This is a genomic window from Bremerella cremea (genome assembly GCF_039541315.1).
GTDB lineage: Bacteria > Planctomycetota > Planctomycetia > Pirellulales > Pirellulaceae > Bremerella > Bremerella cremea.
The window spans coordinates 2236809-2259436 of the sequence record NZ_BAABFZ010000003.1 but is presented as its reverse complement, the minus strand read 5'-3'; the positions used below and the strand labels follow the sequence as shown (position 1 = coordinate 2259436).

Genomic DNA, 22628 nt, shown 5'->3' with positions numbered 1-22628 from the left:
TCGCTTACAGCAGATGCCGCGCTTTGATTTCCAGGTACTGATTGACCAGGTTGGCCGTCAGATCTTCTGGGAAGACATCGAGCGCGAGCACGCCCTTGTGGCTCAAATCGGTCAGCACATGATGCCGCCACGTCAGGATCTCGGCGGCGGCCGCGGCTCGGAATAGCTCCGGCCCGTACGGCTTCTCATTCTCGGCCGCATCGAACAAGCGATGATCTCGCAGCAGCACGCCCAGCGGCAAATGTCGCCCGACCAGCGTGCTGAGGTATTGTTCGATCTGATGCGAATTCACTTCGTCGATCACGTTGCTGATCAACACCACGAGCGAACGCTTGCGACAGTTGGTTCGCAAATGCATGAATGCTTCGTCGTAGCGAGACTCGACCAGGTTCGGGAACTGGTCGTAGCTGGCGTGCAGCAAATGGTTCATGTGGTTCGCGCCCGACTTCGGCGGAACGTACTTGTGTACCCGGTCGGAAAATAAGATCGCTCCGACCGAATCACCTTGCCGCAGGGCGACATAGCTGAGCATCAACATCGCGTTGAACGCGTGGTCGAGCAGGCTGATCCCATCGGCCTGATTGGTCATCATGCGGCCGCAATCGACCATGAAGATGATGCGTTGGCTCTGACTGGTTTGGAACTCGCGAACCGTCAAGCGGCGTCGACGGGCCGTACTTCGCCAGTCGATATGCTTGTAGTTGTCGTCGCGGGTATAGTCACGCAGACGTTCGAAATCGTGGTCCTGTCCCACCTTTCGCGTGCGACGCACACCAACGAGGCTCAAGCGATTGGTCCGCGCGAGCAAGGCATATTCGGCCAACTGCTTCATGTCGGGATAGACGTTGATCGCCACGTGGCATGGCAGCTTGACGATCTTCTTCCAAAAACGCAGGCGACTGTCGACTTGCAGAAATACCTGGTCGAGCGTGAATGATCCCCGCTCGGTCGGTTCCATTTCGTAATGGACTGTCGTGCGGCTCCGCGGTTCGACGTTCAAGCTGAACTGTTCCGGGATGGCCTGGAACTGCTGCGGAACGTCGTCTCGGACGAACATGTGCAGCGCGAGTGGTCCTTTGTAGGTAATCGTCAGAACCACTTTCTGCTTCTTCAGCAGCGAGGCAATTCGTGAGGTCTCGCGTTCGACTTGAAAGTCTTTGGCGTTTGGCAAACTGGCCAGATCGATCGCCGCGACTAGCGTGATCACCAGGTTCAAGCCAACCAGGACCCACGCGATCCAGGTCAACGAGTTGCCGACCGTTGCGAACACGACCAGGATACATATCGACAGCAAGGCCATCGCTGAAAGGCCCAGCCAGATCCTCTTCCCGAACGGAACCGCCTTGAGTTGAAAGCGATCCCAGCCCGCCGCGTACGCGAGGAACTGAATGAACGAGAATACCCCGACACTTGCCGCCAGAGCGATCATGACCAGAATCGGGATCAATAGGCTTGTGGCGTCCGCCAACAGGATGGCGATCACCGGGACCGGCATCAATGCGGCGAAGGTCAACGCAAGCCAGATGCTGGGTGTCGTCCGCCACCAGCGCGCAAGGACCGCCAAGGGCAGCAACATGGCTACCAATTGGGTCGTCGGCTGGGTGAGGACGTTGGTCCACAGTCCGGTGAAAAGGTCAGTGAAGAACGAGATCACAGACGAGGCACCTCGATCGTACGGATCAGTTCCGTCAGCAGTTCGTCGACCGAATGGCCTTCCACTTCCGCTTCTGCCGAAAGCACCACGCGGTGTCGTAGCGCTGGCAGAGCGATCTGGACGACATCGTCCGGCACGGCATAGTCACGGCCATTGAAGGCGGCCAACGTGCGGGCTCCCTGCATCAGGGTGATCCCGGCACGAGGCGAAGCACCCAAATGGAACTGCGGCCAGGTACGCGTCAGACGTACGATCTTGTTGATGTAGTCGATCAGTTTGTCGGCGATCAGCACGTCGCCATTTTGCCGCGTCACTTCCAGAATCTTTTCTGGCGAGGTGATCACTTCCAGTTCTTCTTCCAGCCGCTTGCCGAGATCGACTTGCTGGCTGTGCTGCTTCAAGATTTCCGCTTCTTCCAATTCGCTTGGATAGTCCAAATTCAGCTTGAACATAAAGCGGTCGAGCTGGGCTTCCGGCAGGTTGTAGGTGCCTTCCGACTCGATCGGATTTTGCGTCGCCATCACCAGAAATGGTCGTTCGATCTTGTGGCTGGTGCCATCGATCGTCACGCGGAATTCCTGCATCACTTCCAGCAAGGCAGCGTGCGTCTTGGCAGGCGAGCGGTTGATTTCGTCCGCCAGCAAAAGCTGCGTGAAGATCGGGCCAGGGCGGAAGCGGAACTCGTTCGCCTTCATGTCGAAGTACGGAGCACCCGTGATATCGGATGGCATCAAGTCGGCGGTGAACTGCACCCGGCCGAAGTTACAGCCAAGGACGCGGCCCAGCGTGCGGACGAAGAGCGTCTTGCCGAGACCAGGAGCACTTTCAATCAGCACGTGGCCGCCGCTGAACAGGGCAACAAGCGTCCCGAGAACCAGTTCTTCCTGACCGACATAAATCTTCGAGATCTCGTCGGTGATTCGCTGGAACAGTTCCCGCGTTTCCGAGAATGCGGTGTCGTCCGAATGGTGCCCTTTAAGCGAAGTGACCGGACGCTGCGGTTCGACCGACGGTGCGCTCTGGGCGGGCGGCATCGAGGACGAACTTTCGATCGCGTCGAACACGCTGCCCGTGTAAGACTGATCGTCGGCTTCGGTCGAGGAAACGATCGGCGGCTCGGCGGCTGGTTCTGCCGGAGCCGGTGGAGCGGCTTCGCTGGCTGAAGGAACGATCTGAACGTTATCGCACTGGGGGCAACGGGCCTTCTTGCCAACCGCGTCCTGACCGACACGCAGTTTCTTACCGCATCCGGAACAGGCGAACTCGATAATTTCAGGCGTAGGACTACTCATTGATGCTCGCTTATCGTGACTAACGCCGCGTGGCTTACTTCGTGATATTCAAAGGATGTAAGGGCAGGGAAGGGAGAATTAGTTGCCGTCGGTGCGTCGCGTCTTCGAGCGGCGATAGACGGCGTCTCCCTTCATGACCTGATGATATTGCTGCAATCGGAGTTGGGCATAACCATGATCGTCGGTGGCCTGGAGCAAATCTCCGACCGCTTCGACATGCTTCTTAAAGTCGGATGTCTCGGCCGCTGGCAATCGTTTGGGCCGGCCGAAGATCGGGTACAAGGCGAAACAAAGGACGATCAACCACCACGCCATCTGCAAGCCAACCAGGTTCAGCGGCCACTTCGAGAGCCACTCCCAGCCGGTGTTGCCGTCGGTCGATTCGTCGGCGTTGAGCACGCGAACCGCGCCATCCGTTTCGAGGAAGGCGACCGATTCGGTCTCGTAGTAAAGATCGCATTCGTTGATCAGTTTGCCGGCCAGCTTGCGATGTTCCGGATTGACCAGCGGCAAGTTCAATAGAAACGAACCGTTGTTTATCAAGATGATCTGGCTGTCGCTATATTCGCTTCCCATCCAGACCGCGATCGGTTCGCCATCACCAGCGAGCAAGACCTCTTGATCTTCGATCATGTAAAAAGGGGGAGCGTTCTCGTCCTCTTCGTCGTATTCTTCGTAGATCGAATCGTACGTCGCCGGGATCATCTTCGAGTTCAGTTCGATCCGTGTCTTCGAGGCGTCGATCTCTTCGGCCCATGGACCGGAAAGGTTCTTCACCACACGCTGCGGCGTGGCGCGATCGGTCTGGTAGAAGTAGTAGTCACTCTTCGCGGTTTGGTAGTTACGAAGCTGATCGAAGTCTTCAATCGCCAGGCTTCGTTGACGCATCGCATCAAGCTTTTTATCGGCATCGACCGTTTCGATCACTTCGCTCCAATAGCGGATCGAAGCGTCGAAGTCGCGCCCCACGATCACAAAGGTTCGGGCTTCTCCTGCCTCCATCCAGTTCAAAATCGCATTCCGCAGGTCTTCGTCTGGACCATTAAAATCGGTCGGAAACCAGACAATGATATCCGAGCGAAGCATGCGAGGCGAAACGACGCCGTAGCTGCGAACGCTGAAGCCTGCTTCCTTGAACATCTCGGAAAGGGCGCGGGTACCGTTCACACTGCTTCCCGCGGTGCCGGAACGCTTGCCGTAGACGGTTGGCAGGATCTCCGCGTTTTCGCTGCACCCGCTGACGACGGTGCTGATTAGCAGGAGGAACAACCAATGAAGATGCCGGAAACGAGCCATCAAGCGGTTCCTCCGGCTAAGGTTTGATCGAACCGGGGAAGTTGTTCCCAGCAGCGTTCAAAGCGATCGCGTGTGAGGTCACGATTCCCGAAGAATACGTCTTCAAAGGCGTTCATCGTTTGCTGCAGGATCGGACGCAGTTCGCGATTGCGGCCTGCTTCACGCAGGTACTGACCATTGGTCTTCCCTTTTGCCAGGCGAATCACGTGCCCCTTGTCGAGTTCCAGCAGTTGGAAGCTGAACAAGTAGACGATCGCTTCGTTGAAGTTGCCTGCTTCGTAACAGCGACGGGCTTCTTCGCGGAGGTTGCCATCCTTCTTCTTCACTTCGAAGGGGAGGTGCTCGACGCGGTCGACTTGCCGCGTGGTGTCTTCCAGCGGAGTCTCTTCGACTTTCGATCGCGACGCAACGGCCGATCCATTGCGAACGGCGTTGAAAATCAGATAGCAGATCGCCCCCAATACGGCGATCAGCATGCCATACATGATGAACGAAGCGAACGAGAAGTCGCCCAGCCCAGAGAACCATGAGGTTCCGCCGGCCGGTGCGATCGGTTTGGGAGCCTTCGGTTTGAGGGCGGTGCCTGGCTGCGAGTCGGGCATCTTCGCCTCGCCAGGAATCGGCAGCCCTCGGAGGTTGTCGGACTCACTGTCGTACCAGTTGGCTTGCGGCAATCGTGACAGTGCCTCGCGTCCCTGTTCGACCGGACTATCGATCGCTTGATCGCCATCGACCAGCAAACGCTCGAACGTCTGGGCGGAACTTGCCTGGCAAAGACAACTCACCAGAAGGACCACAAAGGTGACGCGAATTAAGGAAGTCGAATTCATCCGGCGACCTCCTTCATACGCGAGGCCTCGGCCCGCAATACCAGCTCGACTTCCCATCCTTCGCGGCGAATTCGCAGATCGAGATAACAGAGGAAACGGACCACGGTCATGAAGGCGACAACCAGCCACAAGGCGCAAGGAAACCAGACAAACAGAAACATGTCGTTCCAGTTCCACTCGCCGAAGACAAACCCACGTAGACCGAACACGTTCATCACCACGCTGGCTGTCAGCAGCACGCTGAACGCACCGGCGGCCATCGCGCGGATGATCAAGTCGCCAAAGTTGGGTTGATGCAAAGCCGAACTACGTCGGCCGACCGTGATGGCGTCTTTGTTTTTCGAGAAGACCGGGTTGCGTTCCAGCACCAGGATCTCGCTGATGTAGGGTCGCACTCCGCGAAGGATGCCAGCGTAACAGCACGCGAAGAAGAGGAACGTTCCGGCGACCGGGTCGTCTTCAAAGGAAGCAATCAGCGCGAGCCCCATGCCAGGCAAGATTGCCCGCAGCACGGCCACAATCCAAAACACACGCGGCACCACTGGCCACAGACCAGACGCCATGCGTCGCCAGTCAGGCTTATCGTGAAACAAGGCATCGCCCAGCAGCATGGTGATCGGCAGACCTGCCAGAGGTGCTTCCAGAAAGATGAGGCAGCACATGTAAACAAGGAACGCCCCGGCGGTGTCGTCGACCACCAGGTCTGGTTCCATCGACCAGAGCAAAGCCGCATTCAGAAACGTCAATGGAATCGCGGTGATGGCGATCGCCTGGACGATCTTCCACCAATAGACGCGCATCACGACCAATGCCAGATCGTAGATCTCGAGCAGTTCGCGTTCGCGGATCGCAATTCTGGTCTTATCGAGCTGCACTAGATTCCCTTCGTGGATAGCCAAGCACGATGAAGTAGACCATCAACAGCCCGCTGCAAAAGATCGCGATCGTTTGCTTCGCGGCTTGGGGCAATATCGAAGGAGAGATCCAGGCTTCGATCATCGCCGCCAGGATGAATAAACAGGCCGAGGCTCCCATCACCGGCAACGCTCGCTTGGCACCCATCCGCAGCGAATCGATCCGTTCGTAAGCGACTCGGCGCGATTTGTCGTACAGGCTCTCTTGCCCTGCGGGGACTTCGTCTTCCAGCAGGGTTTCTTCTTTATGATAAGGACTGATCAACGAGAAGCCGATCCGCAGGCCAGCTCCGGCGGCCAGAACGATCGCGGTCAATTCGAACGGACCATGCGCCGCGACGAACTCGAAGAAGTGTTGGCTTGTCTCAGGGGTCACACTGGGGCTGGCCATGTAGCCGAACGTCGCTCCGAGGGTCGCTGCGTTGAATAGCAACACGCAGATCCCACCAATCACGGTGATACCGACGACGAAACATTTGATGCCGATGCTGGTGTTGTGCTCGACATAGAACGCCGCACCAGCCGCAGTCGGGCCGCCGCTTCTGCTGGGAGCATCGGCGTACATTTGCTCGTACATGTCGAGCGCTTCGGCCCCGACGATTTCCGCTGCAAAGTTGGGGAAACGATCGGGGTGAGCCGCCATGAAGCCGGTCAGCAGGAAGACGGTCCAGAACATCCAGAACGTTAGCTGCACGCAGCGGTCGTTAAAAATCTCGCGCGGGATCTGGCGAAAGAGGATGTCGCCCACCTTCGACCAGTCGACCCGCTGGCTGCGATAGAGTTGTCCGTGAGCGCGGCCGACCAGTTTGTGCAGGTAGTCGACGATGTTCGGCGGAAGCTGATAGCTGTCGGCCAACGCCAGGTCGGCACAAGCTGCCCGGTAGAGTGCCGCGAACCGAGCAATGTTGCGGGCACCAATCGACTTCTTACGCGAGCTTGACATCTGAGCGCAGAGATTCTCTAGCTCTTGCCAATGCACGCGGCGTTTCTCGATTAGTTGGGCAACTTTCAACGGGTTGTTCCTTTAGCTGACGCTTACCGGAGGTTTGTCCGAGGCATTTTCATACGGAGAACGTTGCTCTGGATTTTGCAGCAATTGACCATCATCCCGCACCCCATCCGACGAATGACGCGACAGGAACGTGCGGTAATATAAGGCGCACAGAAGTAAATCGTAGCTGGTATCGTCTGGCAGACCAAACTTTTCCAGAAGCGGTTCGGCCAGATGCCGGGCGATCTCGCGGCGGCGCGCGGTGGTGAAGTAGCGGCGACGTTCGACGTACGTTGCCACCGCTTTGACCATGCTGCGTGGGGCAACGAAGTTCGGGGGAATATAGTCCGCCAGCAAACGGGCCCGATCGTCTTCGATCTTGGCGACCTTCATCAGCCACGATCGGTCTTCGATCACCACCATCGTTCCGGCGATCAGGTCGCCAATACGCTGGAAGCGGTTGTTGAAGATCGGCACGATTAAAGCAAACAGAAAGGTGACCACAATCGGATCGGCGGTCATCTGCTCGCGCATCCAGGCAAACGGCAACGGCACCATCGGCCACATATCGACGTAACGAAACAAGTTTCGCACGGCGGATTGAAACAGATTGATCGGCTCCCCTTCGTCGGTCGTCACACGCAGGTTCAACAAGCGTTTACCAGGCGTCGTACCATTCCACCAGTACTCGAACGCGGCCATGTAGAACCAGTTGAAGAAGAAGACCGCCAACGTTCCCAGGGCCATCATCAAGTCGCCGAGGCCTGCTTGAACGAAAGCGTTGCCGACGCCAAGAACACCCAGCAAGATGAAGAACGCGACCACTACCGCCAGGCGAATGAACAGATCGAGAAGGAAGGCAAGCAACCGACGGAATGGTCCCGCGACTTGGTAGTTGAACGCGATGTTTTCCGGCGTCACGACCTTAAATTGCGAGTCGATTGCCTCAGTGTTCCACGGAGCTACCATCGAGGAGCTTCTCTATCCTTGCAGGGGCGGCTTGCGTTGCTGTTGCCGTCAGACGAGTTCTTTTCAGTTTACCGCACCGGTTTGCTGAAAGACGAGGACTCGTCCCAGATTAATCGCTTTTCATCCCCCTCAACAGAGGTGAGGGACGTTTTTCGGCCGAAAGTCTTTCGTAAGGGAACCGCCAAAATTGGCCAGAATCGACGGGAAAAGTCTCACCTTCCCCCGCTTTCTGACGGTTTGTCTCTGTTATTCTCCGACGACGGTTGCAATGGTTCACCCACGAAACCAGCCGCGACTATAGAACCAGCCCATCAGCACCCCGGCCACACAGACCATCAGCCCGAGACAGGCCTCGTAACCATATTGCGAATTGAGCCCCGGCATATCGGAGAAATTCATCCCATACACCCCGGCGATGAAGCTCAGCGGAATGAACACGGTGGCAATGATGGTCAGGGTCTTCATCACCTCGTTGGCACGCTGGCTGGTCATGGCGAAGTGGAAGTCACGCATGTCCGAGCATATTTGCCGATAGGTATCGACCGCGTCGAGAAGCTGCGAGATATGGTCGTCGGCGTCTCGCAAGAAGACGCACGTGTTGTCGGTATACCGGGTGAAGCTCAAGGCCATCAGGTTGCGGATCGCTTCACGATGAGGAAGCAGGTTCCTTCGGATGGTGAGCAGGTCGCTGCTAATCCGCTGAATCTCGGGAATGAGGTTGGTCGTGTAACCGGCCGCCAGCGGATCATCGATTTCATCGAGCCGATCGCCGAAAGATTCGACCACCGGGAAATAGTGGTCGATGACCGAGTCCATCAAGGCATACGAAAGATAGTCAGGCCCCATCTGACGAATCTTGCCGATCGACTTCCGCAAACGTGTCCGGACCGGCTCGAGTCGATCGTGGGGACCTGCTTCTTCCACGCTTAAGATGTAGTTGTCGCCAACCACCATACTGAGCTGCCGTGTATCGAGACGCGGATCGACTTCCACCATGCGGACCACAAGGAAGGCATAGTCTTCGTACTCTTCCGCTTTCGCTCGCTGATGCGGATGCAAAATATCTTCATAAACCAGCGGATGCAGATCGAACATCGAAGTCAACTGCCTCAGCCGCGAGGTGTCGCCCAGGCCATGCACATGAATCCACGTGATGTCGTAGTTGCCGAGGTATGCCCGGACATCGTCGGCATCGCGGACCTCGGCTTCTTCGAAATCGTTGGGGCCGAACGCGATCAGGTGGATATGGCTGTGCACTTCCTCATCAGGTTGGGCCGCCGTACCAGGGGCCGAGCCCGGGGGAGTTCGCCGTTCGAAAGGACGACGGAGAAAGTGGAGGTCAATCGGCAATTTCATGGGTGCAACGCATCCTGCACTGCAGATAGCAGCGTCGAGACAACTTCTGGCTTCTCATCCGCCAGGTTCTTCAGTGGGTCCGGCGACTGATGCATATCGTACAGTTCCAAATCGCTGGGGCTATCTCCCTTGCGGCGGAAGATCAGCCGATAGTCGGCATTTCTGACACTGACCTGGTTACCGTTCCAGTAGCTGATCGCAATATCGCGGACCGCTGCTTTCGGCTGACGAAGAATCGGCCCGAGGCTGGTCCCATCGAGTGGATGCACCGTCTGCTGGAAAGAAGGTTCGCACAGATCGACCAGAGTGGGGTAGATATCGAGCGTCTCGGCCAGGCTTTCCGTGATTTCCCCCTGATCGGTCACCCCCGGTACCCGAATCAGCAGCGGGCTGTTTAAGGCACGTTCGTGCGAGGTGTGCTTGCCCCAGACGGCGCTCTCGCCGAGATGCCAGCCATGATCGCCCCACACGATCACAATCGTCGAGTCGGCCAGGCCGGTTTCGTCGAGGGCTTTCAGCACTTTTCCAATTTGTCGGTCGGTGTACCGGACACATGCCAGGTACGCTTTGCGTGCGGTGACTTGATCTTCTTTCGCCAGCGGACGCGACTTCGGGAAAGGAGCGTTGTACTTGTAGAACTCGCCGGAGTTCTGCCAATACTTGGTTTCTGGTCGGGCAGCGTTGGGGGCGGGTTCGATCTTCATCGCATCGACCGCTTCCCAGTCTTGCTTCGGGGCAACGAAGGGCAAGTGGGGCTTGATCAGTCCCAGCCCCATGAAGAATCGTTTACCGTTCTGTTGATACGCTTTCAGCTTTTCGATCGCCGTGTCGGCCAACATGCCATCGGGAAGGTCCGAGTCCTCTTCCACCGTGAACTGCATCAGATCGTGATGCCCTTGGCCATCTTCGCGATGCTTGCCGTTCGCGTAGGCGAAGAAGACTCCCCAGCCTCGTTTCCAGGGACCATAAGGTGTCGCCAGATCGTCCCACGCATGCGGTACTTCGTCGCGACCATCTCCCTTGCCGTTGTAGGCGTATACCTTACCATCGGCCGTATGCGAGACCTTGCCAATCAAGGTGGTGTGATAGCCACTCCGGCGAAACATTTCTGGCAACGACTGCGCTCCGTGGAGCTTCTCTGCGGAAAGCGCCGTCTTGCCACTGTAGAGGGCCTCGTTCCCCAGTGCCTTGGAATGCCCGGGGCTGCGTCCGGTTAGCAGGGCGTAACGCGAAGCTCCGCAGGTCGGAACTTGGACGAAATGGTTCCGAAACACGACCGCTCGCTCTGCCAGCTGATCCAACGAAGGGGTCACCGTCGGGGTTCGACCGAGGCAGCCAAGCTCGGGCCGCAAGTCATCCACGGCGATCAGCAGCACGTTGTAGTTGTTGGCTGCCGATGCTGGCGTCGCTAGTGCCAGTACTAGAAGCAGGATGTGGCCAGGGATTCGATGCATTTCGAGCTCGCAGGGGAAAGAGAGATCTAGTGCTTCATAACTAACCCATCTTCGGCCTCGAAACAAGGTTGCGGCCCCCCTCGGGCCTAGTCCGCAGGGCCTCATTCCAGTAGGCTAAACGCAATACATGAAGGGGTTTGAGCGACGCTGGTTTCCCGCGACGGGGGCCAGGTCGACGGCCTGATGCGTGGGATGGTAGGACGTGGCAACGGATTCGGCCAATCGAAATGAAACCGGCGACCTGTCGGGCAAGCGAGTTGCCATTGTTGGCAAGCTGGCCGGAATGACGCGCCGCGAGGTCTTCACCGCGCTACGCGAAGCAGGTGCCCATCCCTCCGAAAAGCTTGACGACCGGGTCGATGTGGTTGTCTTTGGTGAAGACGACCTGACTGGCATCGGCGACCAGGCGATCTCGCCCGATCTTCAAGAGAAAGCGGCTTCCGGCGATCTGCAATTCATCAGCGAGACCACCTTGTGGCAGTGGCTCGGGCTGATCGAACCTCACCAGAAGCTACATCGCCTGTACACGCCCGCGATGCTATCGGACCTGTTGGGCGTCCCGCAGCAGATCATTCGCCGTTGGCATCGCCGCGGTTTGATCGTGCCGGCCCGGCAAGTTCGCAGCCTCCCTTACTTCGACTATCGTGAAGTCTCGACCGCCAAGCAGTTGGCCGCCATGTTGGCCTCGGGTTTGTCGCCTGATCGGATCGAACGGCAGTTGTCGGCTATCTCGGAATACCTGCCTGACGTGCAGCGACCGCTGGTGCAACTTTCGGTAATGGTCGAAGGACGCGACATTTTACTGCGGCAGGGGGAAGGTCTGGTCGAGCCAGGCGGACAGATGCGATTCGATTTCGATCGCGAAGACGACTTCACCGATACGTTCTCGATTGTCGACCCCAGCGACGACCTGCCCGAGACCGCCAACCAATGGGAATCGCGGGCGGCCGATTACGAAGACGACGAACAACTGGACGAGGCGATTCGCTGCATGCGTTCTGCCTTGTCGATTGGTGGCCCAAGTGCCGACCGTTCGTTCCGTCTGGCCGAACTGCTTTATCGTGCCGGGCATCTCGACGGAGCGATCGAGCGTTATCATACGGCGATCGAGCTCGAGCCAGACATGATCGAGGCTCGGGCGAACCTTGGCTGCGTGTTGGCAGAAACGGGACGCCTGGTCGAAGCGGTCTCGGCCCTCCGCCAGGCAATTGAAGTGTACGACGACTACTGCGACGCCCATTATCATCTCGCTCGCACCCTCGACGAATTGGGGCGCGAACGCGAAGCGGCCAGCCACTGGGAGAAGTGCTTGGAATTGAACCCTGACTCGCCCTGGGCGGACGAGGCGTACGCTCGTTTGCACCCGGAAGCCGAATAATCGGGCGCTGATTTCTAAGGGCAGGGAAGGGGATTAGCTCCCCAGGTTCACTTCCAGCCCGGTCAACTGCGATTCGAGTTCTTCCGCGCCTTCGGGCGTGGCACCCGTTTGCCACAGGTACAGATTCTTCAGGTTCACCAGGTTGGCCAGCACATCGATCCCCTGGTCGGTAACCTTCGTGCCGTACAAGTTCAGGTACTCAAGCTTCGTATGCGGCACCAGGTAAATTAGCGCGCCATCGGTGACGTTGGTCTTGGCCAGGTTCAAACGCTGCAGGTTTGGCAGGCCGACCAGTTGCTTGACCCCTTCGTCGGTCACGGCAGTTCCGCGAGCGTTGATCTCGACAACGTTACGAAGCTGACGGACCAAGGCCAGAGCCTGATCGTCGATTGGCTTGTCGCTCAGATGGAACGAAACGACTTTCTCGTCTGAGTCCTGCGAGAGCACATTCACACGGCCGCCACGAGCCACAATCTGCTTGATCGCTTCTTCTTCGGCGGCATCGTCGACCGGTGCCAGTGGATTGGCTTTCACAATTTCGATGACCTGCAACTGCACCTTGATCGCATCGGCCAGGCCTTTGCGCAGTTCGGTGGTGAGTTCCGCTTTCACTTCCGCTTTGATCTCGGCCTTCAGTTTGTCGATGGCGGCCTGATCGAGGGCGATTCCAGCCGCTGGGGTTTCGGCTGGGGCTGGCTCGGTCATTGGTTCCGTCATCGGCCCGGCCATGGCGATTTGGGAAGGAAGCTTGCCGGCCTGGATGTTCTCGGCGAAGGATGGCGACTTGTCGTTGCCGGCGTCGACCTTCATGGGGCCGATCTTCTCGAAAGCGGCGATCAGTTCTTCCTTGGCTTTCTCTTTGTCGTTCTCGAGACGGTCTTTGCCGAAGTTGGCTTTGTCGACCAGTTCGTCGAGCGCGGTGCCATAAGCGTTACGCACCTTCTTGCTTTCTCCGTCGACATGGCAGACGTTGCACTTGGACGACGACGCGGCCGAAGCAAACTGCTTGGCAGGTTCTTCCTTCGGATCGGCTGGCACGTACTTCTCGGCGAAGACTTCCCAGAAATAGGGAATCGCGAGGGCTGGCTGAGCGAACAGGCCAACACTGGTCAGTGCGAGCAAAGCGGTAAGAACGATTCGGGCGAACATCAAGCTACCTCGTCGATGGAAGACGGTCGTGATGGGCGTAAAGGAAGGAGCCAAACCACCAGAGGAAAGGCCTTCGTTGGTTTTGGCAATTTGGGCGAGATACTACGATTCTGGCCCGCAAAGCGCCGACATGCAAGTCGAGAGGCAGAATCGAAGCAAAGACTTAGTCGCATGAAGATCTGTTACGCGGAAGGTTCCGCCTTCCGGGGCATTCGAATGGGCAATTCTGAATGTGTTATAGTGACCGATGCCCCCGATCACACCCTCGCTTGTATTGGAAGCCCCATGAACACCATCACACTCAACAACGCGACGAAGATGCCCCAGTTGGGGCTCGGGACCTGGAAGATCGACAAGGCAAATTGTGCCGACGTGATTGTGGCTGCGGCTAAGGCTGGCTACCGCCACTTCGATTGTGCTTGCGACTACGGCAACGAGAAAGAAGTCGGGGAAGGCCTGCGGCGCGTCATGGACGAAGGGATCGCGACGCGCGAGCAGTTGTGGATCACGTCGAAGCTGTGGAACACTTACCATGCGGCGGAACATGTTCGCCCGGCGTGCGAGAAGACCCTCAGCGATCTGGGACTCGATTATGTCGACTTGTACCTGATCCATTTTCCGATCTCCCTGAAGTTCGTTCCGTTTGAAGATCGTTACCCGCCAGAGTGGTTCTACGATCCGAATGCCGCTCAGCCGAAGCTGGTGCCGCACCCGGTTCCGATTCGTGAGACCTGGCAAGCGATGGAACAGTTGATGGAGTCGCACCTGGTCAAGAACATTGGGGTCTGCAACTTTGGGGTCTCGTTGATTCGCGACTTGCTGTCGTATGCCCGGATTCGACCGAGCGTCTTGCAAGTGGAACTTCATCCACTGCTGACGCAAGAGAAGTTGCTGCGGTACTGCGCGACGGAAGAGATCGCGGTGACCGCGTTCTCGTCATTCGGGGCTGAGTCCTATTACAGCCTGGGCATGGCTCAGCCGAGCGAGTCTTTGATGAAGCATGCCTTGGTCCAGCAGATCGCTCAGCAAACAGGACGATCGCCGGCCCAGGTTCTTCTTCGCTGGGCCGTTCAGCGGGGAACGATCGTGATTCCGAAGGCCAGTTCCCCGGCGCATCTGGAAGATAACGCCGCGATCTTCGACTTCGAGTTGAGTGGCGATCAGATGCAGCAGTTGTCGGACTTGAATCAGAACCGACGCTTCAACGATCCAGGCGACTTCTGCGAAGCTGCCTTCAACACGTTTTTCCCAATCTACGAATAACAAGCAGGTCTGATGGGCAGCGAACTCGGCGTATTAAGTTTGATCTTTCTGGGACTCGCCATCGTGATTGTCTTCGCCGGCAATTTCATGGCGAAGGCAGCCGATGTGATCGGCGAGAAGTCTGGCATGGGGGCTTCGCTGGCCGGGCTGGTGCTGTTGGCCGCGGCGACCAGCTTGCCGGAGTTCGCTATCAATGTGAATGCGGTGCGTCTGCCTGATAGTGCTCATGGTGTCGATATGACGCTGGGCAACGTGCTGGGAAGTTCGCTGTTCAATCTGTTGATTCTGGGGATTGTCGATCTACTGTTTCATTCCAAGGCACGCATGTTCACGTCGATGTCGGCGGCGCATGCGTTGTCGGCAATGGTCAGTATCGCGATGATCACCATCGTGGTGCTGTTTCTCTTACTCGAACGGGATGCCGTCGGAATTCCGCTGCACGTCGGGCACCTGGGGTTGGGGCCGATCTTGTGTGCCGTGTTCTACTTGTTCTCGGTACGGCTGATTTATCTCGATCAGCAAATGGCCCAAAAGATCGAGACGGTTGAAGAGGTCCCGGAAGAAGTTGCTGAAGAGAAGTCGATGTCGCTGAGCTTTGCGATTGGCTTGTATCTGGCGACGACGGTGGTCATCTTCATTGCGGCGGGCTACCTGGCACCGGTGGCGGATCGAATCGCCGACATCACCGGGCTGGGCGGAACGTTCGTCGGGAGTACCTTGTTGGCCCTGACCACCAGCCTACCGGAATTGGTGACGACGATCGTCGCGGTTCGGATCGGTGCGGCCGACATGGCGATCGGAAATATCCTCGGCAGCAACACCTTCAACATTGCCATCCTGTTGCCGGTCGACGCGTTGTATTCGCACGGGTCGCTGCTGGCCGATGCCAATCCAGTACATGCCATGACCGGCGTCGCGGTGATCTTGCTGACCTGCGTGGCGACGATGGGGATCTTGTACCGGGCCCAGAAACGGTACTCGCTGATCGAGCCAGATGCTCTGCTGATTGTGCTGCTGAGCTTGCTTTCGATCTGGGGGATCTATCAGCTCACCAGGTCGGAAGGAGAGCCACAGCTCAAAGAAGAACCTTCCGCCAGCGAGGTCTCGTGGAGTGAGAACCTCGCGAAGGTCTCGGCCCTCAGGCAGGGTTAGCCTTTGAGCGATTCGGTCCAGTTTTCGAGCATCAGGAACTGACGGCCGAAATCGTTCTCTTCCGTCCCCAGAGGCGACTTGAAGAAGCACGACAGTTGTGGCTGCAGTCCGGTGGCCCCGGTACGACGAGCCAGGTCACCGAAGCGAGCCAGGTCGATTACCAGTGGTGCGGCCAGCAGCGAATCGCAACCTTGCCAGATGAACTGCATGACCATCGGCGTACCGAGGAAGCCTTGGAAGTGGATGTGATCCCACGCCGTCTTCCAGTCGCCCATGCTCTCGATGTTTTCGATCGTGACCAGGGTCTGTGGCGTGTAACCGAAGATTTTGCTGAGCAAGCGATCTTTACTGACCGCTTTGGTCTTCTTGTTCTCCGGATCGTCCAGCACTTTTGCGTCCATGTTGCCGAAGATGTTGTGCCCGACCCAGCTCATCACCTTCAGGTTCCGCTGGGCGAACATGGGGGCGAGCGTGCTCTTCAGGAGCGTCTCGCCCGTCTTGCCATCGTGACCCATGTGGCAGGTGTTGTTGATCTTCGACAGATCGTCCAATGCCAGCAGGGCAGTGCCGAGCGATGGCGTGAAGTTGATGAAGACGTAACCGAGTTCCAGCGTGGCGATGCCATAGAGCGAGCTGGCAGGCAGCGGGCACTTGGCGTCGGCCAGTTGTGGTTCCAGTTCTTTCCAGGTCGCTGGGAACTGGTCGCCATCGACCGAAGGTTCAGTTGACGAGACATTCACCACGACCACGTTGTCCAGTTTGTTCGCCTTGGCGAAGTCGGCCATGTGCCCCTTCAAGCGATCGACCGCTTCGCGTGGGGTCTCTTGGACTTCGCGGAGCTTAGGATCGGCCAGGCTGGCGATCATGTTGCCGACATTGATCAGGGTGCCTTCCTGGATGTTGGCATCGAGCGCGACGAGGTCGTCTTTCAGCTTTTCGACCATGCGGCCATCGATAGCCCGGCTCTCGAAGACCATCTTATAGGCTTCATCCAGCAGGCTGGTATCGCGGATCTCGTGACCGCCGATAACGATATCGTCCCATTTGGCGAGATCCAAATGAGAGAATTGAGCCAATTCGCTAACCAGGCCGACGCTTTCGGTCAGACCTTTCTTCAGCGCGAGGAGACCAACAATCGAGGTGGTGGCGACTCCGCCTTTGGCGCCAATCAGCCAGATCCCGGTTCGCGAGCTTGCCATCTGCGAGGTTCTTTCCAATCGAAATACGAAAAATCAGTTCCTGGCGGTGCCATACCACAGCCTGAGATGCATCGCGTCGACAACGCGACGATCCCGAATCGGGGGCGATTTGTTCCACGTTAAGGTGAGGAAACGTACCAGGCAGGCTTCGCAAGGAAGGGTGAAGCTCACCATTATGATTGGTTTGGGCGCCGAATTCACCCCGTCTAAGTGGCAGGGGAGGCAAGAATCCTGGCCATTTTTCTGAACTTGGGGCGTATCTACAGCCCAGGCGAACTATTAGACCGGAATTGCATCTCGTAAAATGAACACGTTTTTCACCCCGAATCTCTCTTACCCATTGGGAAGTGTATGTTCCAGCAAGTCCAAACGGCTCCCCCGGACTCGATCCTGGGGCTCAACGAAGCCTTCCGTAACGACCCGAACCCGGAAAAGATCAATCTGAGCGTCGGTGTCTACAAAGACGAGAAGGGAGTCACGCCGGTCCTGAAGTGTGTTAAGGAAGCGGAAAAGCGACTGCTGGAAAACGAAAACACGAAAAGCTACCTGCCCATCGATGGCCGTCCTGGCTACACGAAGGCAGTCCGTGAACTGCTCTTCGGCGCCGATCACGAGGTTCTGACCTCGAACCGAGCCGTCACTGTGCAGTCACCAGGGGGGACCGGAGCATTGCGTGTGGCCGGCGACTTCCTCGCCGATAGCTTCCCTGGCCGCGCGCTGTGGCTCAGCCAGCCGACCTGGCCAAACCATCCCAACATCTTCACGGCCGCAGGTGTGCCGCTGAAGACCTACCCTTACTTCGACAAAGCGACCAACGGCTTGGCTTTCGACGCCATGATGGATGCGTTGAAGGGTGCCTCGAAGGGGGACATCGTTCTGTTGCATGGTTGTTGCCACAACCCAACCGGTATCGATCCGACTCCAGAACAGTGGAAGGCGATCGGTGACCTGATTCAAGAGAACGAACTGCTCCCGCTGCTCGACTTCGCCTACCAAGGCTTCGGCGATGGCCTGGCAGAAGATGCCGGCGGGCTTCGCGAACTGGCACGTCCTGGTCAGGAAATGCTCATCTGTAGCAGCTTCAGCAAGAACTTCGGTCTCTACAATGAACGCGTCGGTGCTTTGACCGCCATCGCTGGTACCGAAGAAGAAGCTGCCGCCGTACTGAGCCAGATGAAGAAGGTGATTCGCTCGAACTACTCGAATCCACCGACGCACGGTGCCGCGGTTGTCGAAACGGTGCTCACCGATGGATCGCTCAACACCATGTGGGAAGAAGAACTGGCACACATGCGTAATCGCATCAACGGTATCCGCAAGCTGTTTGTCGACAAGATCTCGGCCTGCGGCATCGATCAAGACTTCTCGTTCATTCAGAACCAGAAGGGCATGTTCAGCTTTTCAGGGCTGAATCAGATGCAGGTCGATCAGCTTCGCAACGACATGAGCATCTACATCGTTGGCTCGGGTCGTATCAACGTTGCCGGGATCAGCGAAGCCAACGTCGACCGTTTGTGCGAAGGCATCAAACGGGTGATCGCCTAAATTGCGGCTTTCAGGTGGCAATCGACTCGACCGAGAAGGTCCCCCGCGATTGCCACCCTGATTGGGCGGCCGCCAGAGCCATCTTAAGAAGCTTCTGGCGGCGATTGGCCCTCTTCTTCGGACAGACTCTCGTTCAACGAAACCCACTCTGGGCGGTCTTTGTTGAAGGCCTGCATGTATTCGCGACCGACATGGACGTAGTACGCCTCGCGTGGGCCGATCGGGTGCCGGCTCTCTCCAGCTGGATAGAACGTTGTGTTGCGGAGATCCGCGACTGCCGTTCCGGGCTGACCTTCGCGCTTGGTGGCCGCGATCAGGCGAATATCGCCGAAGAAGAAGCCCAGCATTGCCGGTTGAGGCGACTCGTATCCTTCACCTTCGATCCGTTGGCGAAGGTTGTTGACCAGTTCAAGCTGGTTTGGTTGCCACTGTTCTGGCTCCAGCTCGAACACTTCGGGATGCTCGGCCTGCCAGCCAGCGAAGGCCGCGTAGACATCGGCCAGGCCCAAAGGTGCCAGGTCGACGGCAAAGCTCTGCGTCGCCGGCCCAACGATCCCCACGCTCTGGAACGTTCCGCCAGGCATGTGAAAGGCATACTGCACGAGATGACATTCGATGGGATCTTCGAAGCCAGGCCAACCAAGCGTCCGTGTGTCGATTTGATGAATCTCGTGCGGCGGCATCCCGAACTGAGTATCCAGCGAGAGCCACGCAGCGAGCTCCCCTTCGACCTTGGCTTGCTCGGTTTGATACTCAGCGGCGATCTTCGGAAGCAGATCCAACTCTTCGGCGGTTGCCAGTACGCGTGGTCGACAAACGGGCTCGGCAGCCAGCTCGACGAGCAGCTCTTTCCCCTCTTCGTTGCCCAGTTTGGCCAGCGAAATGGCGGCTTCCGAACGCAGTTTGCGATGCTTTAAGTCTAGTGCGGACTTCAGTTTACCGACGGCCTTCTGGTCGCCGATCAAGGTGAACGCATCGCAGATCGCCAGCGCGATCGAGGTCGCTTCGGTGACGGCGACCTTGGCGGCGACAAAGTCTTTGGCCTCGGTTGGCGGCTCGTTTTCAAACTTCCCGAGCCGCGCTACCAGACCGGCGAACAGATCGCCCAAAGCATCAACGCGATCGGCAGCCGGATGACGTTCAACGTCACCACGACGCACCATCTGGTTGGCGAGGTCGAGCACGAGCGCAGCGACCGAGAGATGCGACAGCGCTTCCAACAGTTTTGGGAAAAGTGTCTCGGTCGCGATGTCGTCCTGACGCAAAAGCGGAACAAAAGCGATGGTGGCTGCATTCGAATTGGCAGGTGGTTGTTCAACGACCAACTCGGCGAAGTGCTTGAGTGCTGGTTCGCTTCCGAGTGACGCCAGAAGCGCCAACAGCAGGTGCCCCATGCGATGCGTCGCGCCCCATTTCTGATGCGCCGAAACGATGCGTTCGAGGTCGGCTTCGTCGAGCTCGTCGAACTTCCTCAGACGAATGGCCAGCAGGTTCAAAACGCGATCGAGGAAGCGCCTTTGGGTGTCGGAAATCTCGGGAGGAACCGCCTCCAAGAAACGCAGAATCCCCGAGATTTCCAGTGCTTCAGCGTTCAGAATCCATTGCAGCGCCTCGGCACGTTGGATCCATGCTTCTAGCGCCTGGTCTCCTTCGAGCCAACCACTGAGAACGGCATTTAATCGATCCGACATGGGTATCACTTTCGCACTAGGTGAACGAGGGAAAACAATCAGGTCCATCTACAGTCTAAAGGGCGACGACCTTTATCGCGACCACCATCGCCGCAGAGGTGCGCGAGATCCTTTGGCGAAGCATCGTTGGAAGCGCGCGGAAGTTTTTTCAACGAAGTGTGCGTCAGTCGCTGAAGTTTTTCTGAACAAATTCGATTCGAGGTTCGATAATTCACCTTGACGAAAGAAAGGCAAAGTTGATTCAATTTGCGAGATGAAGTTTTTCGTTCGCTGTGTTGATTCGCTCAATGATTTTCAGAGCCAAGTCAACAAGCCTTCCAACGAAAAACGTCGGCTTGAAATTCCCCCGAGGATGCCGAGTCGAAGAAGGGGTGAATCGACCCTGGGTCGCTTCCTCCCAATCGAATCTGCCATGCATTCGGACGGATTGAAATGGATGTTCACTCCCGCGACTTCGGTTGCGGGATCGGCATAACTGCCTAAGCAGATTCGAGAGTCCTTTTGTGATGCCCCAAAAGAACTCTCTTAAACGAACCCGGGCATCGAACTCTTGAGGAGCCCACGGAACGATGGCAACCAAGAAGAAAGCTGCACCGAAGAAGACCGCCAAGAAAGCACCAGCCAAAAAGGCTTCGCCAAAGAAGGCTGCTGCTAAGAAGACGGTCAAGAAGGCTGCCGCAAAGAAGGCCTCGCCAAAGAAGGCCGCTAAGAAGACGGTGAAGAAGGCTGCTGCGAAGAAGGCTTCGCCAAAGAAGGCTGCCAAGAAGACCGCAAAGAAGAAGACCACCAAGAAGGCCGCTGCTGCTCCGGCAACTCCAGCCACCTAAGGCGAACGGCCGAACCAACCAGTTCGGCCATTTGGTACTTTCTTCGACCGAGTCCCCCCGGGGCGGCCTCGATGATAACGACGAGAAAGGCCGGACCTTTGTCCCGTTCATAAAGAACGAGCCAGAGGTTCGGCCTATTTGTTTGCGCTCTTCCGCAACGTTTAAGCCCCTCGCTCGATTGTCCTATCGTTGTTTCTGCATTATTGTTAGAGCTTGTAGATTTGTGAAACACCTACCTCTGTCGGGGCGTCCGGCAGAGAAAAAGACGCGTACCCGCGACATAAGACCAACATCGGATCCCTGTTGGCCAGTACAAGCAGCGACGGATACGCCCCTCTTGGCTGATATTTCAGAAACGGCTTAGTACCTTGTCGACCCCCGAAGATTCCCCTACACAGCGATTTTCCGACCTCAATCTCTCGAAGAATATGCTCGCCGCTCTGGCTGAAGCGCGTTACGAGGTTCCCTCGCCTATTCAATCGGGCGTGATTCCGATCGCATTGGAAGGCAAAGACGTTCTTGGCCAGGCCCGAACCGGTACCGGGAAAACGGCCGCCTTTGGTATTCCAATCATCGAGACCCTGCCCGAGGGAAAAGGTCCGCACGCCTTGATTCTGGTGCCAACCCGAGAGTTGGCCGTTCAGGTCCGCGACGAGCTCACCAAGCTTTCCAAGGGGATGGGGGTTCAGTGTGTTGCGATCTATGGCGGTAAGCCGATCCGCGGGCAGATGGACAAGCTGAAACGCCACCCACAGATCGTGGTTGGTACGCCTGGCCGCGTGATCGATCATATGACACGCAATTCGCTGGCACTCGATCATCTCTCGGTGGTGGTGCTGGACGAAGCTGACCGGATGCTCGATATCGGTTTCCGACCAGACATCGAGAAGATTCTGCGTCGCTGCCCAGACGACCGTCAGACAATGCTCCTCAGCGCGACCGTTCCGCCGCCCATCGAGCGCCTGGCGAACCGCTACATGCGAGACCCGGTGAAAGTCGACTTCTCGCCAACCAATATCTCGGCCGACACGATCGAGCAGCATTACTTCACGGTCGACGGGCCGAAGAAGATGGAACTGCTGATCCGACTGCTACGCCGCGAACAGCCAACCAAGGCGATTGTCTTCTGCCGAACCAAACGGGGCACCGAGAAGTTGTTCCAGCGACTGCAGAAGAAGACCAAGCTGGTCCGCTGTATCCATGGCGACTTGCATCAGGGTGCCCGTAACCGCACGATTTCAGACTTCAAGGCAAATCGCTACCGCATCCTGATTGCCACCGACGTGGTGGGGCGCGGTATCGATATCTCGGACGTGACGTTGATCATCAACTACGACGTGCCAGAATACTCCGACGACTACGTCCACCGCGTGGGACGTACTGGACGTATGGGTAAAGAAGGGGTCGCCTACACCTTCGTGACGCCGGAAGAAGGCAACCAGTTGACCCGCATCGAAATGCGAATCGACAAGCTGCTGATCCGCGACGAAATGGAAGGCTTCGATCCATACGTGAAGACTTCGGTCGAAACCAGCCCGGTTCATAGCCGCGACACTCCGGCAGATGGTGATGCCAAAGAGCCTGAAGATGGGCCACCGAAGAAGACGCCACGCCGTCGTCATCGCCGGGCCCTCTAAGCTACCCATCAGGTAGCCAAGCCTAGCAGAA

Annotated in this window: 18 protein-coding genes; 6 read left to right on the top strand and 12 right to left on the bottom strand. The window is 57.4% G+C overall.

Going from position 1 to position 22628, the window contains the following annotated elements:
* Positions 1–4 precede the first annotated feature (4 nt).
* The 9 genes from ABD890_RS11355 to ABD890_RS11315 all read right to left on the bottom strand — a co-directional run bounded on the left by ABD890_RS11355 (position 5) and on the right by ABD890_RS11315 (position 10756).
* Positions 5–1654, bottom strand: coding sequence for a DUF58 domain-containing protein (locus ABD890_RS11355; protein WP_345088916.1), 1650 nt, complete (start codon positions 1652–1654; stop codon positions 5–7).
* Complete coding sequence (locus tag ABD890_RS11350) at positions 1651–2946, bottom strand: AAA family ATPase (RefSeq protein WP_345088913.1); 1296 nt, start codon at positions 2944–2946, stop codon at positions 1651–1653. The genes ABD890_RS11355 and ABD890_RS11350 overlap by 4 nt, the downstream gene beginning before the upstream one ends.
* A 78-nt stretch (positions 2947–3024) precedes the next feature.
* Positions 3025–4242, bottom strand: a complete 1218-nt coding sequence (locus ABD890_RS11345; RefSeq protein WP_345088910.1) for a hypothetical protein — start codon at positions 4240–4242, stop codon at positions 3025–3027.
* Positions 4242–5072: a DUF4129 domain-containing protein gene (locus ABD890_RS11340; RefSeq protein ID WP_345088907.1), complete on the bottom strand. Its 831-nt coding sequence runs from the start codon at positions 5070–5072 to the stop codon at positions 4242–4244. Before ABD890_RS11340 ends, ABD890_RS11345 begins: the two co-directional genes overlap by 1 nt.
* The gene (locus ABD890_RS11335) at positions 5069–5947 is read right to left on the bottom strand and encodes a hypothetical protein (protein ID WP_345088904.1); all 879 of its coding nucleotides are present in this window, start codon (positions 5945–5947) and stop codon (positions 5069–5071) included. Before ABD890_RS11335 ends, ABD890_RS11340 begins: the two co-directional genes overlap by 4 nt.
* Positions 5934–6998, bottom strand: coding sequence for a stage II sporulation protein M (locus ABD890_RS11330; protein ID WP_345088901.1), 1065 nt, complete (start codon positions 6996–6998; stop codon positions 5934–5936). Before ABD890_RS11330 ends, ABD890_RS11335 begins: the two co-directional genes overlap by 14 nt.
* A 12-nt stretch (positions 6999–7010) precedes the next feature.
* On the bottom strand, positions 7011–7946 hold the full coding sequence (locus ABD890_RS11325) for an RDD family protein (protein WP_345088899.1): 936 nt from the start codon (positions 7944–7946) through the stop codon (positions 7011–7013).
* A 273-nt stretch (positions 7947–8219) separates the two neighbouring features.
* A complete protein-coding gene (gene corA, locus ABD890_RS11320; protein WP_345088896.1) occupies positions 8220–9302 on the bottom strand; it encodes a magnesium/cobalt transporter CorA in 1083 nt (360 codons plus the stop codon).
* Positions 9299–10756, bottom strand: a complete 1458-nt coding sequence (locus ABD890_RS11315) for a sulfatase (protein ID WP_345088893.1) — start codon at positions 10754–10756, stop codon at positions 9299–9301. The genes corA and ABD890_RS11315 overlap by 4 nt, the downstream gene beginning before the upstream one ends.
* A gap of 202 nt (positions 10757–10958) precedes the next feature.
* Here ABD890_RS11315 and ABD890_RS11310 point away from each other — a divergent pair, with 202 nt between their 5' ends.
* Complete coding sequence (locus ABD890_RS11310; RefSeq protein WP_345088890.1) at positions 10959–12134, top strand: tetratricopeptide repeat protein; 1176 nt, start codon at positions 10959–10961, stop codon at positions 12132–12134.
* A 33-nt stretch (positions 12135–12167) separates the two neighbouring features.
* On the opposite strand, the gene ABD890_RS11305 is transcribed toward ABD890_RS11310, so the two are convergent.
* The gene (locus ABD890_RS11305) at positions 12168–13283 is read right to left on the bottom strand and encodes a leucine-rich repeat domain-containing protein (RefSeq protein ID WP_345088887.1); all 1116 of its coding nucleotides are present in this window, start codon (positions 13281–13283) and stop codon (positions 12168–12170) included.
* A 285-nt stretch (positions 13284–13568) separates the two neighbouring features.
* On the opposite strand from ABD890_RS11305, the gene ABD890_RS11300 reads away from it, so the two are divergent.
* Positions 13569–14546 (top strand): aldo/keto reductase, encoded by a 978-nt coding sequence (locus ABD890_RS11300; protein WP_345088884.1) that lies wholly within the window; start codon positions 13569–13571, stop codon positions 14544–14546.
* A 12-nt stretch (positions 14547–14558) separates the two neighbouring features.
* Complete coding sequence (locus ABD890_RS11295) at positions 14559–15698, top strand: sodium:calcium antiporter (protein ID WP_345088881.1); 1140 nt, start codon at positions 14559–14561, stop codon at positions 15696–15698.
* Here ABD890_RS11295 and ABD890_RS11290 read toward each other — a convergent pair.
* Positions 15695–16897, bottom strand: a complete 1203-nt coding sequence (locus ABD890_RS11290; RefSeq protein WP_345088878.1) for an inositol-3-phosphate synthase — start codon at positions 16895–16897, stop codon at positions 15695–15697. The genes ABD890_RS11295 and ABD890_RS11290 overlap by 4 nt on opposite strands.
* A gap of 351 nt (positions 16898–17248) precedes the next feature.
* Here ABD890_RS11290 and ABD890_RS11285 point away from each other — a divergent pair, with 351 nt between their 5' ends.
* Positions 17249–18442 carry an amino acid aminotransferase gene (locus ABD890_RS11285; protein WP_345088875.1) on the top strand — a complete coding sequence of 398 codons (1194 nt, stop codon included), beginning with the start codon at positions 17249–17251 and terminating at the stop codon, positions 18440–18442.
* Positions 18443–18525: 83 nt separating this feature from the next.
* Here ABD890_RS11285 and ABD890_RS11280 read toward each other — a convergent pair whose 3' ends face one another.
* Positions 18526–20133: a HEAT repeat domain-containing protein gene (locus ABD890_RS11280; RefSeq protein ID WP_345088872.1), complete on the bottom strand. Its 1608-nt coding sequence runs from the start codon at positions 20131–20133 to the stop codon at positions 18526–18528.
* Between the two features lie 569 nt (positions 20134–20702).
* On the opposite strand from ABD890_RS11280, the gene ABD890_RS11275 reads away from it, so the two are divergent.
* Both ABD890_RS11275 and ABD890_RS11270 read left to right on the top strand, forming a co-directional pair.
* Positions 20703–20960 (top strand): hypothetical protein, encoded by a 258-nt coding sequence (locus ABD890_RS11275; RefSeq protein WP_345088869.1) that lies wholly within the window; start codon positions 20703–20705, stop codon positions 20958–20960.
* A gap of 428 nt (positions 20961–21388) precedes the next feature.
* A complete protein-coding gene (locus tag ABD890_RS11270) occupies positions 21389–22597 on the top strand; it encodes a DEAD/DEAH box helicase (protein ID WP_345088866.1) in 1209 nt (402 codons plus the stop codon).
* The last annotated feature ends 31 nt before the right edge of the window (positions 22598–22628 follow it).

Bases quoted from the DNA above. Each gene is read 5' to 3' on its own strand.
- ABD890_RS11315 (WP_345088893.1), bottom strand. From the start codon at position 10,756: ATGCATCGAATCCCTGGCCACATCCTGCTTCTAGTACTGGCACTAGCG.
- ABD890_RS11345 (WP_345088910.1), bottom strand. From the start codon at position 4,242: ATGGCTCGTTTCCGGCATCTTCATTGGTTGTTCCTCCTGCTAATCAGC.
- ABD890_RS11270 (WP_345088866.1), top strand. From the start codon at position 21,389: ATGCTCGCCGCTCTGGCTGAAGCGCGTTACGAGGTTCCCTCGCCTATT.
- ABD890_RS11300 (WP_345088884.1), top strand. From the start codon at position 13,569: ATGAACACCATCACACTCAACAACGCGACGAAGATGCCCCAGTTGGGG.
- ABD890_RS11340 (WP_345088907.1), bottom strand. From the start codon at position 5,072: ATGAATTCGACTTCCTTAATTCGCGTCACCTTTGTGGTCCTTCTGGTG.
- ABD890_RS11305 (WP_345088887.1), bottom strand. From the start codon at position 13,283: ATGTTCGCCCGAATCGTTCTTACCGCTTTGCTCGCACTGACCAGTGTT.
- ABD890_RS11290 (WP_345088878.1), bottom strand. From the start codon at position 16,897: ATGGCAAGCTCGCGAACCGGGATCTGGCTGATTGGCGCCAAAGGCGGA.
- ABD890_RS11295 (WP_345088881.1), top strand. From the start codon at position 14,559: ATGGGCAGCGAACTCGGCGTATTAAGTTTGATCTTTCTGGGACTCGCC.
- ABD890_RS11280 (WP_345088872.1), bottom strand. From the start codon at position 20,133: ATGTCGGATCGATTAAATGCCGTTCTCAGTGGTTGGCTCGAAGGAGAC.
- ABD890_RS11285 (WP_345088875.1), top strand. From the start codon at position 17,249: ATGTTCCAGCAAGTCCAAACGGCTCCCCCGGACTCGATCCTGGGGCTC.
- ABD890_RS11350 (WP_345088913.1), bottom strand. From the start codon at position 2,946: ATGAGTAGTCCTACGCCTGAAATTATCGAGTTCGCCTGTTCCGGATGC.
- ABD890_RS11325 (WP_345088899.1), bottom strand. From the start codon at position 7,946: ATGGTAGCTCCGTGGAACACTGAGGCAATCGACTCGCAATTTAAGGTC.
- corA (WP_345088896.1), bottom strand. From the start codon at position 9,302: ATGAAATTGCCGATTGACCTCCACTTTCTCCGTCGTCCTTTCGAACGG.
- ABD890_RS11275 (WP_345088869.1), top strand. From the start codon at position 20,703: ATGGCAACCAAGAAGAAAGCTGCACCGAAGAAGACCGCCAAGAAAGCA.